The following is a 20,359-nucleotide window of genomic DNA, read 5'->3' as shown; positions in this document are numbered from 1 at the left end:
AGTGCGGCATTAAGGTGACGCCGACCCCGATCTCGGCCGCCTTGACTGACGTCTGATCGGCAACGCTCATCGCGCCGGCCTTACGGTCGGCGCGATGGGTGTTTGCCACCAAGTTGTTCGGTCACCGCGTCTGCGGTCGCCACCACCGCCCGCGCTCGCTCGCTGATCTCGTTGTCCGTCAACGACTTTCCGATGTGCATCGATGCGACCATGACCTGGCGCTGATAGTGGTCGAACACCGGCGCCGAGATCACGCTGATGTCATGTCGCCGGCGGCCGCCGGCGTTCTCGCCGCGTAGATACACCCGTTCGCCGATGTCCGACACCAGCTCGCCGAGCAGCGCGCGCAGTTCGTCGGGCAGCTCCGCCGACATCCCGGCCATCAACGAATACAACCGTCGCCCACCGGGAGTCAGCCGTTCGACGAGGTAGCCGTCTGCCCGGCATTCGGCGATCACCCGGTTCAGCCGTTCGGTGCCGGTGCGCAACGGCGTGCGCGACAACACCGTCGGCTCCTTCGCCAGCCAATCGCGCTGTGCGTCGTCGTCCCAGAGCACGAACATCAACCCGACCGGCGGGGCGAACGGATAGCTCTGCCCCACCTCGACGCCGGGCCGTGCGCCCGGCGGCGCGACGAGGTCGAGCACCGTGATCCGATCGTCGACCACCGCAGAGAGCGCCGCGGTGGCCCAGAAGCGGGTCGACAGCCGGCGCAGTTCCTCGCGGGCGGCCGGGCTGACGCGCAGCGACTCCTGCGCCTTGTGGCCCAGCGTGATCAGCGACGGGCCCAGCCGGTAGGTCTTGTCGACGCCGTCTCGCACGAGGTAGCCGGCGTCCGCCAGCGACGTCACTATGCCGAGGCAGGTCGGCTTGCTGAGTTCGAGGCGGCGTGCCAGCTCCGAGACTCCGAACCGTTGCCCGGGGTGGCCGGCGAGGAAGTCCAGGATGCACACGACGCGTTCGGTGGGCGGCGACGCGCGGCTGGTCATGCGTGCACAGTACCTCGCGTTCCATATTTGGACCATGTCGGTCGGTATATTGACTACTGGTAGAACGCGTTCTAGTTTCGAGGCGTGTACTCGCAGCCATTGGTCGACGCGATCGCCGAAGCCGAACACCTCGTCGCGCAAGCACCGTTCATCGAATCCGAGGCCGACCTCCTCGAGGGCCTGCAATACCTGGCCGGCTGCGTTGCGGCATGCATGCACCTGGCGTTCGACTACGACCGCGACCATCCGTTCATGCAGTCGGGCACCGGCCCGTTCACCAAGATGGGCCTCGACAACCCCGACGCGCTGTACTTCGGCACCCGCGTCCAGCCCGGCCACGAGTACGTCGTCACCGGCAAGCGCGGCACCACGACCGACCTGGCCTTCCAGATGCTCGGCGGAGAGTACACCGACGACAACGTGCCGCCGAGCCAGGCGGCGTTCGACGACCGCGAACTCGACATCGCCTCCGACGGCACCTACGAGTGGCGCGTCACGCCGAGCAGCCCGTCGCAGCTGGTGGTTCGCGAGGTCTACAACGACTGGTCGGCGCAGCGCGGGCACATCAGCATCGCGCGCACCGACACCGCGGGCACCGCACCGCCGCCCCTGAGCGCAGCGACGATCGAGAAGCGGTACGCCGTCGCGGGCAAGCAACTGGTGCAGCGGGTCAAGACATGGCTGCAGTTCCCGCAGTGGTTCTACAACAACCTGCCGGTCAACACCATGGTGGCGCCGCGACTCACTCCGGGAGGACTGGCGACGCAGTACTCCTCGGTCGGTCACTTCGACCTGAACCCGGACCAGGCGATGATCATCACGCTTCCGGTCACCGACGCGCCGTATCTCGGCTTCCAGCTGGGCAGCCTCTGGTACATCTCGCTCGACTACATCAACCATCAGACGTCGCTGAACGGCACTCAGGCCCAAGCAGATCCCGACGACAAGATTCGCATCGTGGTGTCCGACGCCAACCCGGGTGTCACGAACTGGTGTGAGACGCTCGGTCACCGCAAGGGCTATCTCCAGTTCCGCTGGCAGCGGTTGTCCCGGGCGCTGACCGAAGCCGACGGCCCCACCGTCGAGGTGCTCGACGTCGACAAGGTCGGCGAAGCCCTGCCCTACCACGACTCCAACAAGATCTCCGCGGAAGACTGGCGCGCGCGGATCGCCCTGCGCCAGAAGCAGATTCAAGACAGGATGGTGGGCTGAAGATGGCACAGGAGGGGCTCCTGGCGGACAAGGTCGTCGTCATCAGCGGTGTGGGCCCGGCCCTGGGCACCACGCTTGCCCGCCGATGCGCCGAGGCCGGCGCAGACTTGGTGCTGGCCGCCCGCACGGTCGACCGGTTGGAGGACGTCGCCAAGCAGGTCACCGACCTGGGCCGGCGCGCACTGTCGGTCGGCACCGACATCACCGACGCGGCGCAGGTGAGTAACCTCGTGGAGGAGACGCTCAAGGCGTACGGCCGCGTGGACGTGTTGATCAACAACGCGTTCCGGGTGCCGTCCATGAAACCCTTCGCCAACACGACTTTCGAGCACATGCGCGAGGCGATCGAGTTGACGGTGTTCGGCGCGCTGCGTCTCATCCAGGGCTTCACTCCGGCGCTTGCCGAGGCCCACGGGTCGGTGGTCAACGTCAATTCGATGGTGGTGCGCCACTCGCAGGCCAAGTACGGCGCGTACAAGATGGCCAAGTCAGCCCTGCTGGCGATGTCGCAGACCCTCGCAACAGAACTGGGTGACAAGGGCATCCGGGTGAATTCCGTTCTGCCGGGCTACATCTGGGGCGGTACGTTGAAGAGCTACTTCGAGCACCAGGCGGGCAAGTACGGCACCAGCGTCGACGACATCTACAACGCCACCGCGGCGGGTTCGGATCTGAAGCGGCTACCCACCGAGGACGAGGTTGCCTCGGCGATCCTGTTCATGGCCAGTGACCTGTCCAGTGGCATCACCGGCCAGGCGCTCGACGTGAACTGCGGGGAGTACAAGGCGTGAGCCCCAGAACGGACGTCGGTACGGTCGACGATCTGCATGCCTCGGCCACCAAGGCGTGCGGTCTCGACGACTTCGGCAGCGACGACGACAACTACCGCGAAGCGCTTGCGGTGTTGCTCGAGTCGTACCGCAAGGACGCCGATCTCACCGAGTTCGGCAGCAAGATGCAGCGCTTCTTCGTGCGCAACGCGCTGGTGGCCCGCCTCGTCAGCGAGGCGGCGTTCAAGCAGTATCCGCAGCACGCCGACGTGCCGATCGAGAAGCCGATCTTCGTGACGGGCCTGCCCCGCACCGGTACCACCGTCATCCACCGGTTGCTGACCGCGGATCCGCGCCACCAGGGCCTGGAACTGTGGCTCGCGGAATTCCCGCAGCCCCGCCCGCCGCGCGAAACCTGGCCGGACAACCCGGTGTTCGCTGAGCTCGACGCGCGCTTCAAGAAGGCGCACGAAGAGAACCCGGATTACACCGGCCTGCACTACATGACCGCCGACGAGGTCGAGGAATGCTGGCAGCTGCTGCGCCAGTCGTTGCACTCGGTGTCCTACGAGACGCTGGCACACATCCCCACCTACGCGCGGTGGCTGTCACAGCAGGACTGGACCAAGCCGTATGCCCGCCATCGGCGCAACCTGCAGTTGATCGGTCTCAACGAGCCCGAGAAGCGTTGGGTGCTGAAGAATCCCAGCCATCTGTTCGCGCTCGACGCGCTGTTCAACACTTATCCGGACGCGTTGGTGATCCAGTGCCACCGCCCGGTCGAGACGATCATGGCCTCGATGTGCTCGCTGTCCCAGCACACCACCGCAGGCTGGTCGAACAGCTTCACTGGCGACGTCATCGGCCGAGATGCGATGGAGACCTGGTCACGCGGGCTGGAGCTGTTCAATCAGGTCCGCGCGCAACATGATCCGGCCCAGTTCTACGATCTGGACTACTTCGAGTTCGTCAAGGACCCTATCGCCACGGTCGAGAACGTCTACCGGCACTTCGGCATCGACTTCACCGACGACGCGCGTGCGGCGATCCAGCGCAGCGACGAGGAGAGCAAGCAGGGCCCGCGCGCACCCAAGCACACCTATTCGCTGGCCGACTACGGCTTGACCGACGAGCACGTCATGGAGCGCTTCGCGGGGCTGTGACGGGCTGGGAGCAGAACCTCAGGCCGTCGTGTTCGCCAGTGCATCAATGCGTTTGAGCGCCCCTTCAGCCAGCGACCGCACGTCGTAACCGTTGGCGGGACCGCAGGTCGAAATCTCGACGGCGGCGTTGTGTGCGGCGACGAACGCGCTGTCACATGCCCAGTCGTCACCGCTATACGACCACATGACGATATCGGGGGAGCCCGACTCGACCGGCGGATGAAGCTGGAATCGGTATTCGCGCCCAGCCATGCTGGTGACCCGAAAGACCTTGCCGCGACAGGACTCGATCGTCTGCTTCGCGGCCTGCAGCGCGTCACCCGCCTCGAACCCGACGGGGTAGACGCCCACCATTTCCTCGATGTACACGTCGCGTCCGTCGAGCACGGCGGTCCAATGCCCGCCGCTGTACGCGGCGGGATGGTGATCGGCGATGAACGGCGGGTCGACCTCGCGGGCTACTCCGACGCATTCCTGCGGTTCGACGGTCACGAACAGGTTGCCGTCGCCCTTTGACACCTGCGGGCTCAACAGGTCACCGATCTGACCCGCCGTGATCGGTGCGACCGGCGGGGCCGGCTTCGGCTGCGGCGCATCGACCACCCGGGTACATGCTGCACAACTCAGCACCAGCAGGGACCCAACTGCCCAGAAGCGCCGCATCGCAGCGGATTTCACGGTGGCCGTACGCCGGCGAGGCTAACCATCACCAGGGGAGGGGGCCGACGACATCTCCTCCAGGCACCCCTCGGCGACCGCGTGTCTGATGCTGTCGGCCAGCCGCGGGCATGACTTGGCGCGCGCCGGATCGCCTCCGGACTCGCGGATCTCGGTGAAGTACGCGCACCGGCGGGTCGCCTCGCTGTTCCATTGCACCGAGGTGTGCGCGGGCCCGAGCTTCTTCACGTCAACCGAGACGTGGCAGAACCGGCAGTCCACCGACGCCAGCCCCGACCGGAGATAGCGCTCACGGTCGCGCTGAGTGGCCTCGCGCAGGGCCGCTGTGCGTTCGGCCCCGAAAGACGGTGCCTTCGAAGCGGTTCCGACGCTCGAGCCGCCGTTGTGCCCGTGGTCGTCGTCGTGTCCGCCGTGCAGCAGCAACATCGCCCGGGCCAACCGGTCGACGTCGGCGGGGCCGACAATCTGGCCGACGTCGGCGGGGCCGACAATCTGGCCGGACTCCGGGGCATCGTCGCGCGGGCTCATGAGCTGGCTTGGTCGGCCTTTTCTTGCTCTGAGGCCTGCTCCGAGGCCTGCTGCTTGAGGTTCTCCTCGACCTCGACATGCCACTTCTCGTTGGCCGCCGTGGTGTCGACCTCCATCTCGAAGCGGTCGGTCATGTCCGGCGTCACATCCGCGACGTCGACGTAGAACTGCTGGTACCACCGGCGCATCTGGTAAACAGCGCCGTCCTCTTCGACCAACAGCGGGTTGTCGATACGGGTCTTGTGCTTCCAGATCTCGACGTCCTGCAGGAAGCCCTTGCTCACGCCGTCGGTGAACACTTCGGCGAGCCGTTCGGTGGTCTTCTCGTCGAGGCCCTTGGGCTTCTCGACGATCACACCCCACTGCAGCATGAACGAGTTCTGCGTGACGGGGTAGTGGCAGTTGATCAGGATCGACTCGGCCTTGTAGCCGCCGTAGTTGTTGTGCAGCCAGTTGATCATGAACGACGGCCCGAAGTACGACGCCTCGGAGTCGAGATGCGCCTCGCCGTAGGTGGTCCCCATGTCGCTGATGTCGGGGCGCCCGACGTTGTGCAGGTACTGGCTGGCGATGTGTCCTTCGAAGACGTTCTTGAAGTACGTCGGCAGCCCGTAGTGGATGTAGAAGAAGTGCGCCATGTCGGTGACGTTGTCGATGATCTCGCGGCAGTTGGACCCCTCGATCAGCATCGAGTTCCAGCGCCAGTCGGTCCAATCGTCGCTCTCGAATTCGGGGATCTCCGGGATCCGGACCTCCGGCTGCGGCGGGTTGCCCTCGGGGTCGTTCCAGACGAACAGCAGCCCGCCGCGCACGTCGGTGGCCCATGCGCGGGTGCGCGCCAACCGCGGGGTGCGCTTGGCGTAGGGCACCAGCTTGCACTTGCCGTCGCCGCCCCAGCGCCAGTCGTGGAACGGGCAGGCCACCTCGTCGCCCTTGATCGTGCCCTGGGAGAGGTTGCCGCCCATGTGGCGGCAATAGCCGTCGAGGACCTTCAGATCACCGTGTGAGTCCGCGAACACCACGAGCATGGTGCCGAAGATCTCGACGCCGTGCGGCTCGCCGTCGAGGAAGTTCGTCACCGGACCCAGGCAGTGCCACCCGCGGGCGTAGCGGTCGGGCAGAGCGCCGGTGTCGATCTCGCGAATCCCCGCGCTGTCGGTAGTCACGATGGGCCTCCCGGTTCTGTGTCTCTAACTAGAACACGTTACAGTTTTGTCCTCGCGCCGCGCAATCCATGCAGGTGGGTCAACTGCGGTATAACCAAACGGTGCCGTTGTACTCCTTTGAGGGCCACGCCCCGACCGTCGACCCCGGTGCGTTCATCGCACCCACTGCGACGCTGGTCGGCGACGTGCACGTCGAGGCGGGTGCGTCAGTCTGGTTCAACGCCGTGCTGCGAGCGGATTTCGCGCCCATCGTGATCCGGGAGGGCGCCAACGTCCAGGACGGCTGCGTGCTGCACGCACCACCGGGCATCCCCGTCGACGTGGGGCCGGGCGCCACGGTCGCGCACGGGTGCGTCGTGCACGGCGCGCACATCGGCGCCCAAGCCGTCCTGGCCAACCACTGCACGGTCCTCGACGGCGCGGTCATCGGAAAGCGCAGCCTGGTCGCCGCCCACTCCCTGGTGGTCGGTGGCACCAAGATCCCCGACGAGGTACTGGTGACCGGTGCCCCCGCGAAGGTGCGCGGCCCGATCGGGGGCACGGGCGCCGAGACGTGGGTGAACGCGAATCCCGGGGCGTACCAGGAGTTGGCCCGCCGCTACGTCAACGGTCTGCGGCGCGTCGACGACGAGGGCTGAGTCACTGCGGCGGGTGAAGCCCCGTCCGCAGCGCGATCTGCTGCATCTTGCCGACGCTGACGACGAACTCGTCGGTGGTGGCGTCACCCGGCGCACTCTCGAATTCGAGGCGCACCAGGGCGGGCCCCTCGGTGAACAGCAGCAGCGTGGCAGCCTTGCTGCCGTCCGGTGTCGTGCCGACGGCCATCGTGCCGTCGGCGCCGACGGGGACCGATCGCGTGGTCCCACCGGAGACGATCTTGTCGATCGCGGGTAGCGAGTCCCGCAGCGTCTTGGTCGCGGTCTGCGCATCCGGATAGATCACGATGGTGTCGGAGATGGCACGCGAGTCCTCGTCGTTGACGAACAGGGCGCTCGCGCCCGGCAATCCATCGGGGACCGGGGAGGTCGATCGCACCGCGAAGGTGTCCTCCGCGTCACTGAGGTCGGCTGCCTTCAGCAGCAGGCGACTGTAGTCGGCGCCGTCGCCGGCGTCGCTTCCGGTCTTCGGGCTCGTAGGAGCGCTCTGCGGTGCCGACGTCGTGGTGAAGGCAGGCAGCGTCGGCGGCGCCGAATTCGGGTCGGGAATCGATGAGTCACACGCCACGGCGGCAGCACACAGCAGGGCCGCCGACGCGGTTACGGATACGGCTTTCAGACGTGACAAGTGGCGAAAATCATTCGAATTGATGGGACTTCATCTCCGTTGCTACTAGAGGTCGACACTCAACGTACCGATTACCGATACGGTGTCGACATGACGATCGGCAAGGTCGCCGAACTGTGGCGGTATCCCGTCAAATCGCTCGGCGGTGAACGGGCTGAACAGGCCGACATCGGACCACGCGGTGTGCGGGGTGACCGGTTGTGGGCGGTTCGGGATCTGCAACGCGATGTGACCGCATCAGCGCGACGGCTGCCCGCGCTGCTCGGGGCCACCGCCCGCTACGCCGGCCCGCTGCCCGCCGACGCCGGCCCGGGCAACGCGCCCGAAGTCGTGATCACCTTTCCCGACGGCACCGAGATGTCCAGCGGTGACGACGGCGTGCACGCGAAGCTCTCCGAACTCGCCGACCGCGAGGTCCGGCTCACCGCCCTGCCGCCGGCGCAGGACACCAGCCTGCACAAGTTGAGCAAGTTCGAACGCGAGAACACCACGATAGCGGCGCTGCGCGCCGACTTCGGCGTCGCGGAGGAGGAGGGCTTCCCGGACGTCTCGATGTTCCGGATGTCGGACCTGGCCACGCTGTCCCGCTACTCCACACCGCCGGGGATGTTCGTCGACCTGGCGCCCGTGCACGTGATGAGCGCGAGCAGCCTCGCCACGATCGGCGCGGAGATCGGCGGAGACGTCGACGTGCGCCGGTTCCGTCCGAACGTGCTGTTGGCACTGGATGATTCGGGCGACGGGCTGCCGGAGTCGCACTGGACCGGAGGGCACGTGGCGATCGGCGGCGTGGTGCTCGAGGTGACCATGCCGACGATCCGCTGCGTCGTGCCCAGCCGCCCGCAACCCGGTCTGGAAACCGACCGGCGCATCACCAAAGCTGTTGCCGGACGGGCCGAACGGTGCCTGGGCGTCTACTGCTGGGTCGCCACCGAAGGCGCCGTCCGGGTGGGTGATGCGGTAGACCTGCGCGCAGCGGCCGGAGCCAGACGGATGCTCGCAGGCGCCACCAGGCGCGCGAAACGGCTCACCTTCGGCGTCGCAACGGCAGCCGCGGGCCGGTTGTCCCGCTAGATCTTGCGGGCGCTGGCCGTTGCCCGGTCGAGTTCCCAGTACGCGCGCAGCGCGACGATCTTGCCCGCGTCGTCGACCCGGTAGGTGAAGACGCCCTCGGCTGTCACCTGGTAGCCGGCGGACCGGATCACGATGCTGCCGACGTTGGCCTCCTCGTTGCCGCACTGGTAGGTCTCGACGAAGTTGAACTGCAGCTCGCTCGGGGCGATCGCCTTGTCGTAGAACGCCGAGATGGCTTCCTTGCCGCGGTGGCCCTTGCCCTCGGGGTCGAAGTGCGACGGACCGATCGGATCTTCGACGATCGCGTCGTCGGCGAAGTTGTCCAGCCACGCCTGCTTGTCGTGGGCGATCGCCGCGTCGCGGGATCGCTTGCCCGCCAGATGGACCGGCGCCTGCGGATCGGTGACGGTCACTGCTGCCAGCCCGAGTGGATGTAGGTGTCGGCGAACCGCTTCATCGAATCCCGCTTCTTGTCCAGCGGCGCGTCGAACCCCAGGCCCTCGAATATCCAGGGGATCACGATGTTGTCGGTGACGCCGACCGCGGCGAGTTCGCGATGCCCGTCGACGTCGAACTTGTCGATGCAGACGGCCTGGTACTCGAACGGGTCGTCGGCCCGGCCGTTTTCGGCCAGCAGCTTCTTGAGCTTGCCGATGATCTCGGCCAGCTGGTCGCAGGTCAGCATCGCGCTGGTCCACCCGTCCGCGACCCGTGCCGCGCGCTTGAGGGCTACGTCGGTGTGGCCGCCGACGTAGAACGGCACGGGTTCGGTCGGTGCGGGGCTCATCTGCAGTTTGTCGAAGTCGTAGAACTCACCGTGGAACTCGACCATGCCGCCGGCGAGGACGAGTTTGATCACCTCGATCATCTCGTCGACCCGCTTGCCGCGCTTGGCGTACGGCTGGCCGCACCACTCGAATTCCTCAGGTGCCCAGCCGATTCCGACACCGAAGCCGAAACGGTTGTTGGTCAGGTTCGCGACGGAGCCGACCTGACGCGCCAGCAGCAGCGGGTTGCGCGAGCCGAGCTTCATCACGTTGGTGTAGAAGCGCAGCGTCGACGTGACAGCGCCCATCGCGCCCGCGGCGATCAGCGGATCGACCCAGGGCGTGTTCTCGTCCCACATGCGCGAGCCGTCGGCGGTGTACGGGTAGTCGGCCGACTGCTTCTCCATGTAGAAGATCGAGTCGGGCAACGCGATGTTGTCGAAGCCGACTTCCTCTGCCGTCTTGGCGATCTCGATCAGCTGATCGATCGGCGACATCGGGATCGCGCAGGTGTACTGCATGCGGTTCACGGCTTGGCCGCTGGTTTGTCCGCCCCGACCACCCACATCGAGTAGTACTGGGCCCCACCGCCGTACGCATGGCCCAGCGCCTTGCGGGCACCCTCGACCTGATGGTCGCCGCCCTTGCCCATGACCTGGATCGCCGACTCGGCGAACCGGATCATCCCTGACGCGCCGATCGGGTTGCTCGACAGCACTCCGCCGGAGGCGTTGAGCGGGATGCGACCGGTCATCTCGGTCTCGCCGGCCTCGGTGAGTTTCCAGCCCTCGCCCTCGGGGGCGAAGCCGAGGCTCTCCAGCCACATCGGCTCGTACCAGGAGAACGGCACGTAGATCTCGGCCGCGTCGATCTCGTCGATGGGGCTCTTGATCCCCGCCGCCTTCCACAGCGCGGCCGCGGCGTCGCGGCTGGCCTGCGGGTTGACCTGGTCGCGGCCGGAATAGGCCAGTGGCTCGGTGCGCAGCGCGGTGGCATGAACCCAGGCGACGGGATGACCGTCGGCGATGCGCGCCTCCGCCGCGGCCTCGTCGCCGATCACCATCGCGGCCGCCCCGTCTGACGACGGACACGTCTCGTCGTAGCGGATCGGATCCCACAGCATCGGGGACTCCATCACCTTCTCGACGGTGAGGTCGGGCTGATGCAGATGCGCCAGCGGGTTCTTCGCCCCGTTGCGCCGGTCCTTCACCGCCACCATCGCGCCGATGTGATTCGGAGCGCCCGAGCGACGGATGTATGCACGCACGTGCGGGGCGAAGTAGCCGCCGGCACCCGCACCGACCGGCTTGGTGAAGGGCACCGGAATGCTCAACGCCCACATGGCGTTCGACTCGGACTGCTTCTCCCACGCCATCGTCAGCACGCGCCGGTACTTACCCGACTGCACGAGGCTGGCCGCGACGATCGCGGTCGACCCGCCCACCGAGCCGGCGGTGTGCACGCGGATCAGCGGCTTGTTCGTCGCACCCGTGGCGTCGGCCATGAACAGTTCGGGCATCATCACGCCCTCGAAGAAGTCGGGTGCCTTGCCGACCACCACGGCGTCGATGTCGTCGAACGTCGAGCCGGAATCCTCCAGCGCCCTGTCGATGGCCTCGCGGACCAGGCCGTTCATCGACACGTCCTGGCGCTTGGCGACGTACTTCGTCTGCCCGGTGCCCAGTACCGCTGCGAGCTGCTTGGTCATGACCTTGCCCCTTCACTCTTCGCGCAAGCGCTCATCGGCCCTCCAGGGCACATACCAGATTCTGTTGCAGCGCAGGGCCGCTCGTGGCATGTGCCAGTACCCGCTGCGCTGCGCCGTCGAAGATGTGGCGAGCCGCGAAACCGATGCGCTCCAGCCCGGCGGAGAACATCGGGTTGGCCGCCAGCGCGCCGCCGGAGGGATTGACCTTCGTCGACGACGGCAGCCCGATCGCTTCGGTGAGGATCAGCTGCTGATGGGTGAACGGCGCGTAGATCTCGGCGACGTCGATCGAACCCGGGTCACCTCCGGTGGCGGCCTGCGCCGACGCGGCCGTCGAGGGTGAGGTGGTCAGATCGCGAGCGCCCAGGATCGGGGTTTCGATGCGATGCTCGAAACCGGTGATCCAGGCCGGATTTTCGCGGAGCTCACGAGCCCTGTCGCCGGCGGCCAGCACGATCGCCGACGCCCCGTCGGTGATCGGTGCGATGTCGTGGCGTCGCAACGGGTCGGCGAAGTACGGCCGCTCGAGCAGTTCGTCCACCGACTTCGCCGGTTGCTCGGAATCGGTGCGGCCGCCTGCCGTCATGGAATCCAGTGCCACTTGAGCCATCTGCTCGGCAGTCCACTTGCCCGCGTCGAGCCCCATCCGCGCCTGCAGACCGGCCATCGAAACCGAGTCCGGCCACAGCGGCGCGACGGTGTACGGATCGGTCTGCAGCGCCAGCACCCGGCGCAGCGTGCCCGCGCTCGACTTGCCGAAGCCGTACACCAGCGCGGTCTCGACCTCGCCGGTGAGCAGCTTGATGTAGGCCTCGTACATCGCCCAGGCCGCGTCCATCTCTACGTGCGATTCGTTGATCGGCGGCACTGCACCGATGGAGTCGATCGCGGAGATGAACGAGAATGCCCGTCCGGCAAGGTAATCGGACGATCCCGAGCACCAGAAGCCGATGTCGGTCTGCTGCAGGCCGAGTTCTTCGTAGAGCTGGTGGAAACACGGCATCAGCATCTCGACGCCGTTGGTGGTGCCGTCGGTGCGGCGCACATGCGGAGCGTGTGCGAAGCCCACCACTGCTATGTCTGTCATATCGCGGGCCCCTTCACAGGTGGTGCTTGTAGGAGTCGTAGTCGGCGTCGGGCTCGCCCGTCGGACGGAAGTAGTCGATGTTGTCGATGCCCAGCCCCCACTGCTCGCGGGGCTTCCACACGGCTTGCACTCGCATGCCCATCCGGACCTCAGCCGGGTCGATTTCGGTGACCAGGTGCAGGAACGGGATGTCCGCGCCGTCGAGCAGAACGTAGGCCGCGACGTAGGGCGGCTTGATCCGCTGCCCGGAGAACGGGATGTTGATGATCGCGAACGTGGTGACCGTGCCCTTGTCCGGCAACTCGATGAACTCGTCGAGTTCCAGGCCGGTGGCGGGGTCGGCCTCCTTCGGCGGGAAGTACACCTTGCCTGGCTGGCCGTCGCGGCCCTGCTTGGTCCGTCCCCCGAGCAGCTTGCCTTCCTCGAGCGCCTTGAGGAACGTGGTCTCGGGCAGCGATGCGGTGTGCTGAATCTCGATGGAGGACGGCGTCACCTGGATCTTGATCGGCTCGCGGTCGTCGGAACCAGCCGAGGGCTCTTCTTCGTCACCCGGCAGGAAGTAGGCGATGTCGGTGATCGCACCGACGGGCTCGTCGACCCAGTGCGCGTGCACCCGATCGCCGGTGCTGATGGCGTCGGCGGAGCCGGCATCCACCGCGTGCAGGAGCGCGGTGTCGGCACCGTCGAGTTTGATCAGCGCCCACGCGAACGGCCGGTCCAGCGGTTGGCCCTCCAGCGGGGTGGATTGCCACGTCCACGACAGCACGGTGCCCACCCCGGCCACCGGTACGATCTCGGTCAATTGCTGGTAGGTCACGGGATCGAACTCGGCGGGTGGCACGAGCACCCGCCCGTCCGAACCGCGGACACCGACGATGCGCCGCTCGCGGAGGGCCGTGAAGAACTGGGACAGGAGTGGTCCGACTGAACGGGTGTAGTCGAATGAGAGCCTCAGCGGTGCTGAAAGCGGCCGCTCATGGGGATCGATCTGCACCGCGCTGCCTTGGCTGGTGGTCACGGCATCGAGTAGAACAGGTTCTAACTATCGTTTCAAGCACGGGTGTGGAGGCGCGCTAATGAAGTTGGGTCTGCAGCTGGGGTACTGGGGTGCGCAGCCGCCCGAAAACCACGCCGAACTGGTCGCGGCGGCCGAGGAAGCCGGCTTCGACACGGTGTTCACCGCCGAGGCGTGGGGTTCGGACGCCTATACGCCGTTGGCCTGGTGGGGACGCGAGACCAAGCGGATGCGGCTCGGCACGTCGGTGATCCAGCTGTCCGCGCGCACCCCGACCGCGTGCGCCATGGCGGCGCTGACGCTCGACCACCTCTCGGGTGGGCGGCACATCCTCGGGCTGGGAGTGTCGGGACCGCAGGTCGTCGAGGGCTGGTATGGCCAGAAGTTTCCGAAACCGTTGGCGCGCACCCGCGAGTACGTCGACATCCTGCGCCAGGTGTGGGCGCGCGAGGCGCCGGTGCGCAGCGACGGACCGCACTACCCACTGCCGCTGAGCGGCGAGGGGACCACGGGCCTGGGCAAGAACCTCAAGCCGATCACCCATCCGTTGCGCGCCGACATCCCGGTCATGCTGGGCGCCGAAGGGCCGAAGAACGTGGCGCTGGCCGCCGAGATCTGCGACGGCTGGCTGCCGATCTTCTACTCGCCGCGCATCGCGAACATGTACAACGAATGGCTCGACGAGGGCTTCGCCCGCCCGGGCGCGCGGCGCAGCCGCGAGGACTTCGAGATCTGCGCGACGGCCCAGGTGGTCGTCACCGACGATCGCGCCGGGGTGATGGAGCTGATGAAGCCGCACCTGGCGCTCTACATGGGCGGAATGGGCGCGGAGGACACGAACTTCCACGCCGACGTCTATCGCCGGATGGGTTACGCCGAAGTCGTCGACGACGTGACCAAGCTGTTCCGGTCCGACCGCAAGGACGACGCGGCCAAGATCATCCCCGACGAGTTGGTCGACGACTCGGCGATAGTCGGGGACCTCGGCTATGTGCAGGAACAGATCAAGGCGTGGGAGGCTGCGGGTGTCACGATGATGGTCGTCGGCGCGCGGTCGCCCGAGCAGATCCGCGACCTCGCGGCCCTGGTGTGACCGCTACATGCGGCGCAGCCTGCCCTCGCGGATGAACCGCTGCACACGGCTGGCGACCCAGTAGCCGAGAAACCTGACTCTCTCGGTGCGGCCCCCGTTCACGACGAGGAAGGTGTTGTAACCCTCGAGCTTGCTGCTCCAGCGTGACTTCGACACATGCGGGCCCGGGGAGAGCGCCAGCTGATCGTGGCCGAGTTCGATGGCCCTGCGCGCCGCTTGTGCGATGAGCAGGGTCATCGGCGAGCAGTGCCAGTGCGCCGGGTCGAATCCCGAGTGGCTGATGAAGGTCGTGTTGTACCCGTACAGCGTGAGTTGCGAGCCGATGGTGCGCCCGCGGGAGTCGCGGAGTTCGATCACGTCCGCCGTCTTGGAACTCGTTGTGCGGCAGACCATTTCGACGAACAACTCGACGTTGCGTTCGCTTCGGAACGGGGTGGTGTGATCGACGTGCACTGCGGAATCGGCCCGCATCAGGTTGAGCTTCACCAGTCGTCGGGCGAAATCCTCGACGTCACCGCCCTCGCTAGCCACCTGGAAGTCGATATCGCCCAGTGTCTCGGCGGCTTTACGCTCGGCCTTGGTCAGGCTCTTCCGTACGTTGCGCTTCAGCCCGGCATGCGTGGCCTCCCACGTCTGCGCGAGGTCCATCACCGTCGCGACGTGTATGTCCTTGTGCAGCACCCGCGAAGCGCCCATCGACGGGAACCGCGAGTCGTCGGTTGTGGACAGCCACCCGTGTGCGGGCCCGAGCGTGAGTTCCTTCCACGTCCAGTGTTGACGGTGCTCGAGTGCTACGTTCACGACTTCCTGCGCGGCCTCGGCCGGATCGATACGGGAGAGCAACGGCGCCAACTCGATCAGCCAAGTGTCGGTGTGGGCAGCGAACGGCATGAGGCATCGGCCCAGCACGCCCGCCGGTCCGACCGGCGCAATGTGCATCGGTGCGATCCAGTCGAGCCGCCCGTCGCGCCAGCCCTGGATGACGAACGGGCGAATCCGGTCGCCTGCGTGGTCCAGCCAGGAGAGCTGTATCTCAGGGTTGGCAAACGGATTTCTCTCGTGCGACGATGCATGCAGCTCACGCCACGCATCGACGATCTCGTCGATTTCCTTGCGATCGCGAGCAATTTGTACCCGCTCACGACCTGCATCCACGCGCACACCGTATCAACAAGATCGGTCTGTCGCTCGGCCAGCGGTTCTCGCCGGACGCTCCGTCAGCAAACCGTCATCGCGTCCGGTAGACACTTCTTGCTCATTGTCTACAACACGTTCTAGATTGGCTCCGTGACTCAGCACACGATCGCAGGGACGGTCGTCACCATGCCGGTGAAGATCCGCAAGGCGACCCAGCACATGGCCATGTTCGGAGTGGATGCTGACGCGGCCCAACAGATGATCGACTACAGCGGCCTGCAGGTGTGCCGTTTCTCGCCAGGGCGCGCGATCGTCGTCCTGATGCTGATGCATTACGTCGACGGTGACCTCGGCCAGTATTACGAGTACGGCACGAACGTGATGGTGAACCCGCCGGGGTCTTCGGCATCGGGGCCGCGCGCGTTGAAGGACGCGGGTGCTTTCATCCACCACCTGCCCGTCGATCAGGCCTTCACGCTGGAGGCCGGGACGAAGATATGGGGATACCCGAAAGTGATGGCGGACTTCATCGTTCGCGACGGCCGTACGTTCGGTTTCGACGTGTCGATCGACGGGCAGTTCGCGGTCGGGATGGATTTCGCGCGGGGGTTGAAGGCGCCCGCGGTGTTCACCTCGAAGCCTCGCGCTTATCCGACGTACTCCTACCGTGACGGCGTCGTTCGGCAGACCGTCGGGGAGATGAAAATGACCGGCGTGCGCTACCGACCGGGCGGCGTCCGCGTCCGACTCGGCGAACACCCCTACGCCAAGGAGCTGGCCACGCTCGGTTTCCCGAAACGGGCACTGTTCTCCAGTTCGGCTGGCAACGTGGAGATGTCATTCGCCGACGCGCAGGAGATTTCATGACGACCACCAGGCCCGATGTCGATCTCACCGACGGCGCCTTCTATGCCGGTGACTCGCGGTCGGTTTACAAGTGGATGCGCGAGAACGAGCCGGTGTTCCGGGACCGCAACGGCTTGGCCGGGGCTGCGACGTACGCCGCGGTGATCGAAGCCGAGCGCAATCCCGAGCTGTTCTCCAACGCCGGCGGTATCCGGCCGGACCAGCCGGGCGTCGAGATGATGATCGAGATGGACGATCCGCAGCATTTGCTGCGCCGTAAGCTCGTCAACGCCGGGTTCACCCGCAAACGGGTGAAAGACCTTGAGGGATCGATCAGTTCGCTGTGTGACACGTTGATCGACAACGTCTGTGAGCGCGGTGAGTGCGACTTCGTCTGGGATATCGCCGCGCCACTGCCGATGGCCGTCATCGGCGACATGCTCGGCGTGCGGCCCGAGGAACGCGAAATGTTCCTCAAGTGGTCCGACGATCTGGTCAGCTTTCTCAGCAGCACCGCTGACCCGGAGAAGTTCCAGATCACCATGGACGCGTTCGCCGCCTACAGCCAGTACATGATGGGCATGATCGAGGCCCGCAAGTCGGAGCCGACGGACGATCTGGTCAGCGTTCTGGTGCACGCAGAGGTCGAGGGCAGCAAGCTCGAGGACCATCAGATCGTCACCGAGGTGCTCCTACTGCTGATCGGCGGCGACGAGACCACCCGGCACACGCTTTCCGGCGGCACCCGGCAGCTGTTGCGGCATCCGAACCAGCACCAGAAGCTGCTCGATGATCTGGACTTGTTGCCGAACGCGATCGAGGAGATGCTGCGCTGGACTGCGCCGGTGAAGAACATGGCGCGGACCGTCACCGCCGACACCGAGTTTCACGGCACCGCCCTCAAAGAGGGCGAGAAGATGATCCTGTTGTTCGAGTCGGCCAACTTCGACGAGAAGGTGTTCGACGACCCGGAAACGTTTGACATCGAGCGTTATCCGAACAACCACCTGGCGTTCGGGTTCGGCACGCATTTCTGTCTGGGTAACCAACTCGCGCGCCTCGAACTGTCGATCATGCAGACGAAACTGCTGCAGCGGCTACCCGATCTGCGCTTGGCCTCCGACGGCGACCTGCCACTGCGGCCCGCGAACTTCGTGTCCGGACTCGAGCAGATGCCGGTCGTCTTCACCCCGACGAAGCGCCTCTAGCGCCGAGCGTGCGCTCACTGCGAAATTCAGGCCGACTTTGCGCAACCACCGCACGCTCGACGATTCCATTCGGTCGTCAGACGGTGGATGATGCCGGCTTCGGTATCGCACGACGTGACGCGAATGTCCGTCCATCCGAGCTCGGTGACCGCGTCGTGCCGGCGGATGTCGGCGTTGAACCGGACCGGGTCGCGGTGGTGCTCGCCCTCGTAGTCGAGGCCTAACTTCATCTCTTCCCATCCCATGTCGATGACGGCGATGAGAACCCCGTATTCGTTGTAGACCGGGATCTGCGTCGTCGGCGGGGGAAACCCGTGTTGAATGACGAGCAGCCGGAGCCACGTCTCTTTGGGCGACTCGGCGCCGGGGTCTACGAGTTGTAAGACTCTGCCCACCTGTCGGATTCCGCGGCGGCCCCGGTATCGAGCGGCGAGCGATTCCACGTCTGCCTTTTTCAGACGCGTCGCGCGGGCCAGTGCGTCGATCGCGGGGACGGCCTTGCCGAGCGGGTAGCGGCAAGCCAGGTCGAGCGCGGTGCGGGTCGGCGTCGTCACGCGAATCCCGTCGATCACCTTGATCTCGTCCTCCGCGAACCGGTTTGACCACACGCGGATGCCGGCCGGAGGCCGCCGGTTAGGCCCGAGCAGCTCGGCTGGCCGATCACCGTCGACCCACTTCGCTTTGTGTAGAGCCGAGGCGGACTGACCTGCGACCACCGCCTCGCGCTGTGACCACAGATACGCCGCCTTCGCACGGACGACCGCGGTGATATCCCGGTCCTCAGTCGAATAGACGTCGGGATAGAGCCGCACGTAGCGGCTACGCAGCTCATAGGGCGTCAGAAGTCCTGAGGCGACGGCCTCACTGCCGATGAATGGATCCCGCATGGCGGTGAGTGTGCCGAGTGTCCCCGACAGTTCGTCGAGCGTGCGCTCACTGCGAAAATCGGGTCGATTTTTCGCAACCACCGCACGCTCGGCGCAAGGGGGGACGAGCCGCCGACAGGCCTACTTCATCTGGAAGTTGGGCGCGCGTTTCTCCTTGAACGCCCGCGGCCCTTCCTTGGCGTCGTCGCTGAGGAACACCGGGATGCCGTTTGCGGTGTCCGGCTTGAACGCCTCTTCCTCGTGCATGCCCTCGGTCTCGCGAATGGTCTTGAGGATTGCCTGCACAGCCAGCGGGCCGTTGTTGTTGATGACCTCGGCGATCTCCAGCGCCTTGTCCAGCGCGGTTCCGTCGGGCACCACGTAACCGATCAGCCCGTACTCCTTGGCCTCGGCGGCGGTGATGTGCCGGCCGGTCAGCAGCAGATCGCACGCGATGGTGTAGGGAATCTGGCGCACCAGGCGCACCGCGGACCCGCCCATCGGGTAAAGGCTCCACTTCGCTTCGGAGATACCGAATTTGGCACTTTCCCCGGCGATCCGGATGTCGGTGCCCTGCAAAATCTCGGTGCCGCCCGCGATCGCCGGGCCCTCGACGGCGGCGATCAACGGCTTCTTGAGACGCCGGCCCTTCAGCAACCCGTCGATCCGCGACGGGTCATAGCTGCCGTCCTTGAAGGAATCGCCCGGTGGCTTGGCCGTCGCCGCCTTGAGGTCCATCCCGGCGCAGAAGTACCCGCCGGCCCCGGTCAGGATGCAGGTGCGGATCTCTGGATCCTCGTCGACGCGGTCCCACGCCTCGACCATGATCGAGAGCATCTCGGTGGAAAGCGCGTTGCGGGCCTCGGGCCGGTTGAGCGTGAGGATCAGAGTGTGTCCGCGCTGCTCAATGAGGGCGTCGGGGCCTTTTTCGGCGATTTCTGCGTCACTCACGAACAGTCCTCTTTCCAGCGTCGATGCCACAGACTTGTCTGAAAATGTAACACGTTCTAGTTTAGGTTCCGTGGCTCTGAACATCGCCGATCTCGCCGAGCACGCCATCGATGCCGTGCCAGACCGCGTCGCCCTGATCTGCGGCGACGACCAGCTGACCTACGCCCAGTTGGAGGACAAGGCCAACCGGCTGGCCCACTACCTCATCGACCAGGGCGTCAAGAAGGACGACAAGGTCGGGCTGTACTGCCGCAACCGCATCGAGATCGTGATCGCGATGCTCGGCATCGTGAAGGCCGGCGCGATCCTCGTCAACGTGAACTTCCGCTACGTCGAAGGCGAGCTGAAGTACCTCTTCGAGAACTCCGACATGGTGGCGCTGGTGCATGAACGCCGGTATGCCGACCGCGTCGCCAACGTGCTGCCCGAAACACCGCACGTCAAAACCGTTCTGTCGGTCGAGGACGGATCGGATAGCGGATCATCGGCGGGTTTTCGGCGGCCGCCTTCGCCAGGTCGTACTCGTCGGAGATGAACTCACCCGTCGCAAAGTCGGTGCCGCCGAACAGGACTCGGTAGATGTCCTCGTGGCGCCACATCACACCTTTGGGGAACCCGGTGGTGCCGCCGGTGTAGAGCAGGTAGATGTCGTCCTCGCTGCGCGGACCGAAATCGCGGTCGGGCGAACCCTGTTCGAGCGCGGCGTAGAACTCCACGCCGCCGTAGCGCTCGAAGTCGTCATCCGATCCGTCCTCGACCGACAGAACGGTTTTGACGTGCGGTGTTTCGGGCAGCACGTTGGCGACGCGGTCGGCAT

Annotated in this window: 21 protein-coding genes and 2 pseudogenes; 9 read left to right on the top strand and 14 right to left on the bottom strand. The window is 66.0% G+C overall.

Annotated elements, in window-relative coordinates:
• Positions 1-80 precede the first annotated feature (80 nt).
• Entirely contained in the window at positions 81-989 is a 909-nt protein-coding gene (locus A5663_RS09445; protein WP_068147194.1) for an IclR family transcriptional regulator, read from the bottom strand.
• 84 nt (positions 990-1,073) lie between these two features.
• Between A5663_RS09445 and A5663_RS09440 the strand changes: the two genes are divergently transcribed.
• Genes A5663_RS09440 through A5663_RS09430 form a run of 3 tightly spaced genes read left to right on the top strand, consistent with a single transcriptional unit; the run spans position 1,074 to position 4,134 of the window.
• The gene (locus A5663_RS09440) at positions 1,074-2,201 is read left to right on the top strand and encodes a hypothetical protein (RefSeq protein WP_068147191.1); all 1,128 of its coding nucleotides are present in this window, start codon (positions 1,074-1,076) and stop codon (positions 2,199-2,201) included.
• A 2-nt stretch (positions 2,202-2,203) separates the two neighbouring features.
• Positions 2,204-2,992: an SDR family oxidoreductase gene (locus tag A5663_RS09435; protein WP_068147188.1), complete on the top strand. Its 789-nt coding sequence runs from the start codon at positions 2,204-2,206 to the stop codon at positions 2,990-2,992.
• Positions 2,989-4,134, top strand: coding sequence for a sulfotransferase (locus tag A5663_RS09430; protein WP_068147184.1), 1,146 nt, complete (start codon positions 2,989-2,991; stop codon positions 4,132-4,134). Before A5663_RS09435 ends, A5663_RS09430 begins: the two co-directional genes overlap by 4 nt.
• A gap of 18 nt (positions 4,135-4,152) precedes the next feature.
• On the opposite strand, the gene A5663_RS09425 is transcribed toward A5663_RS09430, so the two are convergent.
• From A5663_RS09425 to A5663_RS09415, 3 genes are read right to left on the bottom strand one after another with little or no spacing between them, the layout of a single operon-like run.
• On the bottom strand, positions 4,153-4,797 hold the full coding sequence (locus A5663_RS09425; RefSeq protein WP_068147181.1) for a sensor domain-containing protein: 645 nt from the start codon (positions 4,795-4,797) through the stop codon (positions 4,153-4,155).
• Positions 4,798-4,833: 36 nt separating this feature from the next.
• Positions 4,834-5,340, bottom strand: coding sequence for a hypothetical protein (locus A5663_RS09420; protein WP_369816603.1), 507 nt, complete (start codon positions 5,338-5,340; stop codon positions 4,834-4,836).
• On the bottom strand, positions 5,337-6,506 hold the full coding sequence (locus tag A5663_RS09415) for a Rieske 2Fe-2S domain-containing protein (RefSeq protein WP_068147176.1): 1,170 nt from the start codon (positions 6,504-6,506) through the stop codon (positions 5,337-5,339). Before A5663_RS09415 ends, A5663_RS09420 begins: the two co-directional genes overlap by 4 nt.
• 101 nt (positions 6,507-6,607) lie before the next feature.
• Here A5663_RS09415 and A5663_RS09410 point away from each other — a divergent pair, with 101 nt between their 5' ends.
• Positions 6,608-7,144, top strand: a complete 537-nt coding sequence (locus A5663_RS09410) for a gamma carbonic anhydrase family protein (RefSeq protein ID WP_068147211.1) — start codon at positions 6,608-6,610, stop codon at positions 7,142-7,144.
• A 1-nt stretch (position 7,145) separates the two neighbouring features.
• Here the strand turns inward: A5663_RS09410 and A5663_RS09405 are convergent, their stop codons facing one another.
• A complete protein-coding gene (locus tag A5663_RS09405) occupies positions 7,146-7,730 on the bottom strand; it encodes a hypothetical protein (protein WP_231976736.1) in 585 nt (194 codons plus the stop codon).
• Between the two features lie 150 nt (positions 7,731-7,880).
• Between A5663_RS09405 and A5663_RS09400 the strand changes: the two genes are divergently transcribed.
• A complete protein-coding gene (locus A5663_RS09400; protein ID WP_197503351.1) occupies positions 7,881-8,864 on the top strand; it encodes an MOSC domain-containing protein in 984 nt (327 codons plus the stop codon).
• Here A5663_RS09400 and A5663_RS09395 read toward each other — a convergent pair.
• From A5663_RS09395 to A5663_RS09375, 5 genes are read right to left on the bottom strand one after another with little or no spacing between them, the layout of a single operon-like run.
• Positions 8,861-9,277 carry a nuclear transport factor 2 family protein gene (locus A5663_RS09395; protein WP_068147173.1) on the bottom strand — a complete coding sequence of 139 codons (417 nt, stop codon included), beginning with the start codon at positions 9,275-9,277 and terminating at the stop codon, positions 8,861-8,863. The two genes, A5663_RS09400 and A5663_RS09395, sit on opposite strands and share 4 nt — an antisense overlap.
• Positions 9,274-10,152 (bottom strand): TIGR03619 family F420-dependent LLM class oxidoreductase, encoded by an 879-nt coding sequence (locus A5663_RS09390; RefSeq protein ID WP_068147201.1) that lies wholly within the window; start codon positions 10,150-10,152, stop codon positions 9,274-9,276. Before A5663_RS09390 ends, A5663_RS09395 begins: the two co-directional genes overlap by 4 nt.
• Before the next feature lie 5 nt (positions 10,153-10,157).
• Positions 10,158-11,339 carry a thiolase domain-containing protein gene (locus A5663_RS09385; RefSeq protein ID WP_068147170.1) on the bottom strand — a complete coding sequence of 394 codons (1,182 nt, stop codon included), beginning with the start codon at positions 11,337-11,339 and terminating at the stop codon, positions 10,158-10,160.
• A gap of 31 nt (positions 11,340-11,370) precedes the next feature.
• Positions 11,371-12,426, bottom strand: coding sequence for a thiolase domain-containing protein (locus tag A5663_RS09380; protein ID WP_068147168.1), 1,056 nt, complete (start codon positions 12,424-12,426; stop codon positions 11,371-11,373).
• A gap of 13 nt (positions 12,427-12,439) precedes the next feature.
• Complete coding sequence (locus A5663_RS09375; protein ID WP_231976735.1) at positions 12,440-13,444, bottom strand: Zn-ribbon domain-containing OB-fold protein; 1,005 nt, start codon at positions 13,442-13,444, stop codon at positions 12,440-12,442.
• 58 nt (positions 13,445-13,502) lie between these two features.
• Between A5663_RS09375 and A5663_RS09370 the strand changes: the two genes are divergently transcribed.
• Positions 13,503-14,534 (top strand): LLM class F420-dependent oxidoreductase, encoded by a 1,032-nt coding sequence (locus tag A5663_RS09370; protein WP_068147165.1) that lies wholly within the window; start codon positions 13,503-13,505, stop codon positions 14,532-14,534.
• A 3-nt stretch (positions 14,535-14,537) separates the two neighbouring features.
• Here the strand turns inward: A5663_RS09370 and A5663_RS09365 are convergent, their stop codons facing one another.
• A complete protein-coding gene (locus A5663_RS09365; protein WP_068147160.1) occupies positions 14,538-15,689 on the bottom strand; it encodes a GNAT family N-acetyltransferase in 1,152 nt (383 codons plus the stop codon).
• Between the two features lie 132 nt (positions 15,690-15,821).
• Here A5663_RS09365 and A5663_RS09360 point away from each other — a divergent pair, with 132 nt between their 5' ends.
• Positions 15,822-16,538, top strand: a complete 717-nt coding sequence (locus tag A5663_RS09360) for an acetoacetate decarboxylase family protein (protein ID WP_068147157.1) — start codon at positions 15,822-15,824, stop codon at positions 16,536-16,538.
• Positions 16,535-17,725 carry a cytochrome P450 gene (locus A5663_RS09355; RefSeq protein ID WP_068147155.1) on the top strand — a complete coding sequence of 397 codons (1,191 nt, stop codon included), beginning with the start codon at positions 16,535-16,537 and terminating at the stop codon, positions 17,723-17,725. The genes A5663_RS09360 and A5663_RS09355 overlap by 4 nt, the downstream gene beginning before the upstream one ends.
• Positions 17,726-17,751: 26 nt before the next feature.
• On the opposite strand, the gene A5663_RS09350 is transcribed toward A5663_RS09355, so the two are convergent.
• Together A5663_RS09350 and A5663_RS09345 are read right to left on the bottom strand one after the other, a co-directional pair.
• The gene (locus tag A5663_RS09350; protein ID WP_068147196.1) at positions 17,752-18,612 is read right to left on the bottom strand and encodes a hypothetical protein; all 861 of its coding nucleotides are present in this window, start codon (positions 18,610-18,612) and stop codon (positions 17,752-17,754) included.
• A gap of 120 nt (positions 18,613-18,732) precedes the next feature.
• Positions 18,733-19,527 carry a crotonase/enoyl-CoA hydratase family protein gene (locus A5663_RS09345; RefSeq protein ID WP_156744405.1) on the bottom strand — a complete coding sequence of 265 codons (795 nt, stop codon included), beginning with the start codon at positions 19,525-19,527 and terminating at the stop codon, positions 18,733-18,735.
• A 49-nt stretch (positions 19,528-19,576) separates the two neighbouring features.
• Here A5663_RS09345 and A5663_RS22545 point away from each other — a divergent pair.
• Positions 19,577-20,043: pseudogene (locus A5663_RS22545) on the top strand (AMP-binding protein); the annotation flags it as partial.
• A 119-nt stretch (positions 20,044-20,162) separates the two neighbouring features.
• Here the strand turns inward: A5663_RS22545 and A5663_RS23525 are convergent.
• Positions 20,163-20,339, bottom strand: a pseudogene (locus tag A5663_RS23525) (acyl-CoA synthetase); the annotation flags it as partial.
• Between the last annotated feature and the right edge of the window lie 20 nt (positions 20,340-20,359).

Origin of the sequence: Mycobacterium sp. E740, from assembly GCF_001672895.1 — a bacterium.
GTDB lineage: Bacteria > Actinomycetota > Actinomycetes > Mycobacteriales > Mycobacteriaceae > Mycobacterium.
The sequence above is the reverse complement of the archived record's forward strand: the minus strand, read 5'-3'. Positions and strand labels throughout refer to the sequence as shown.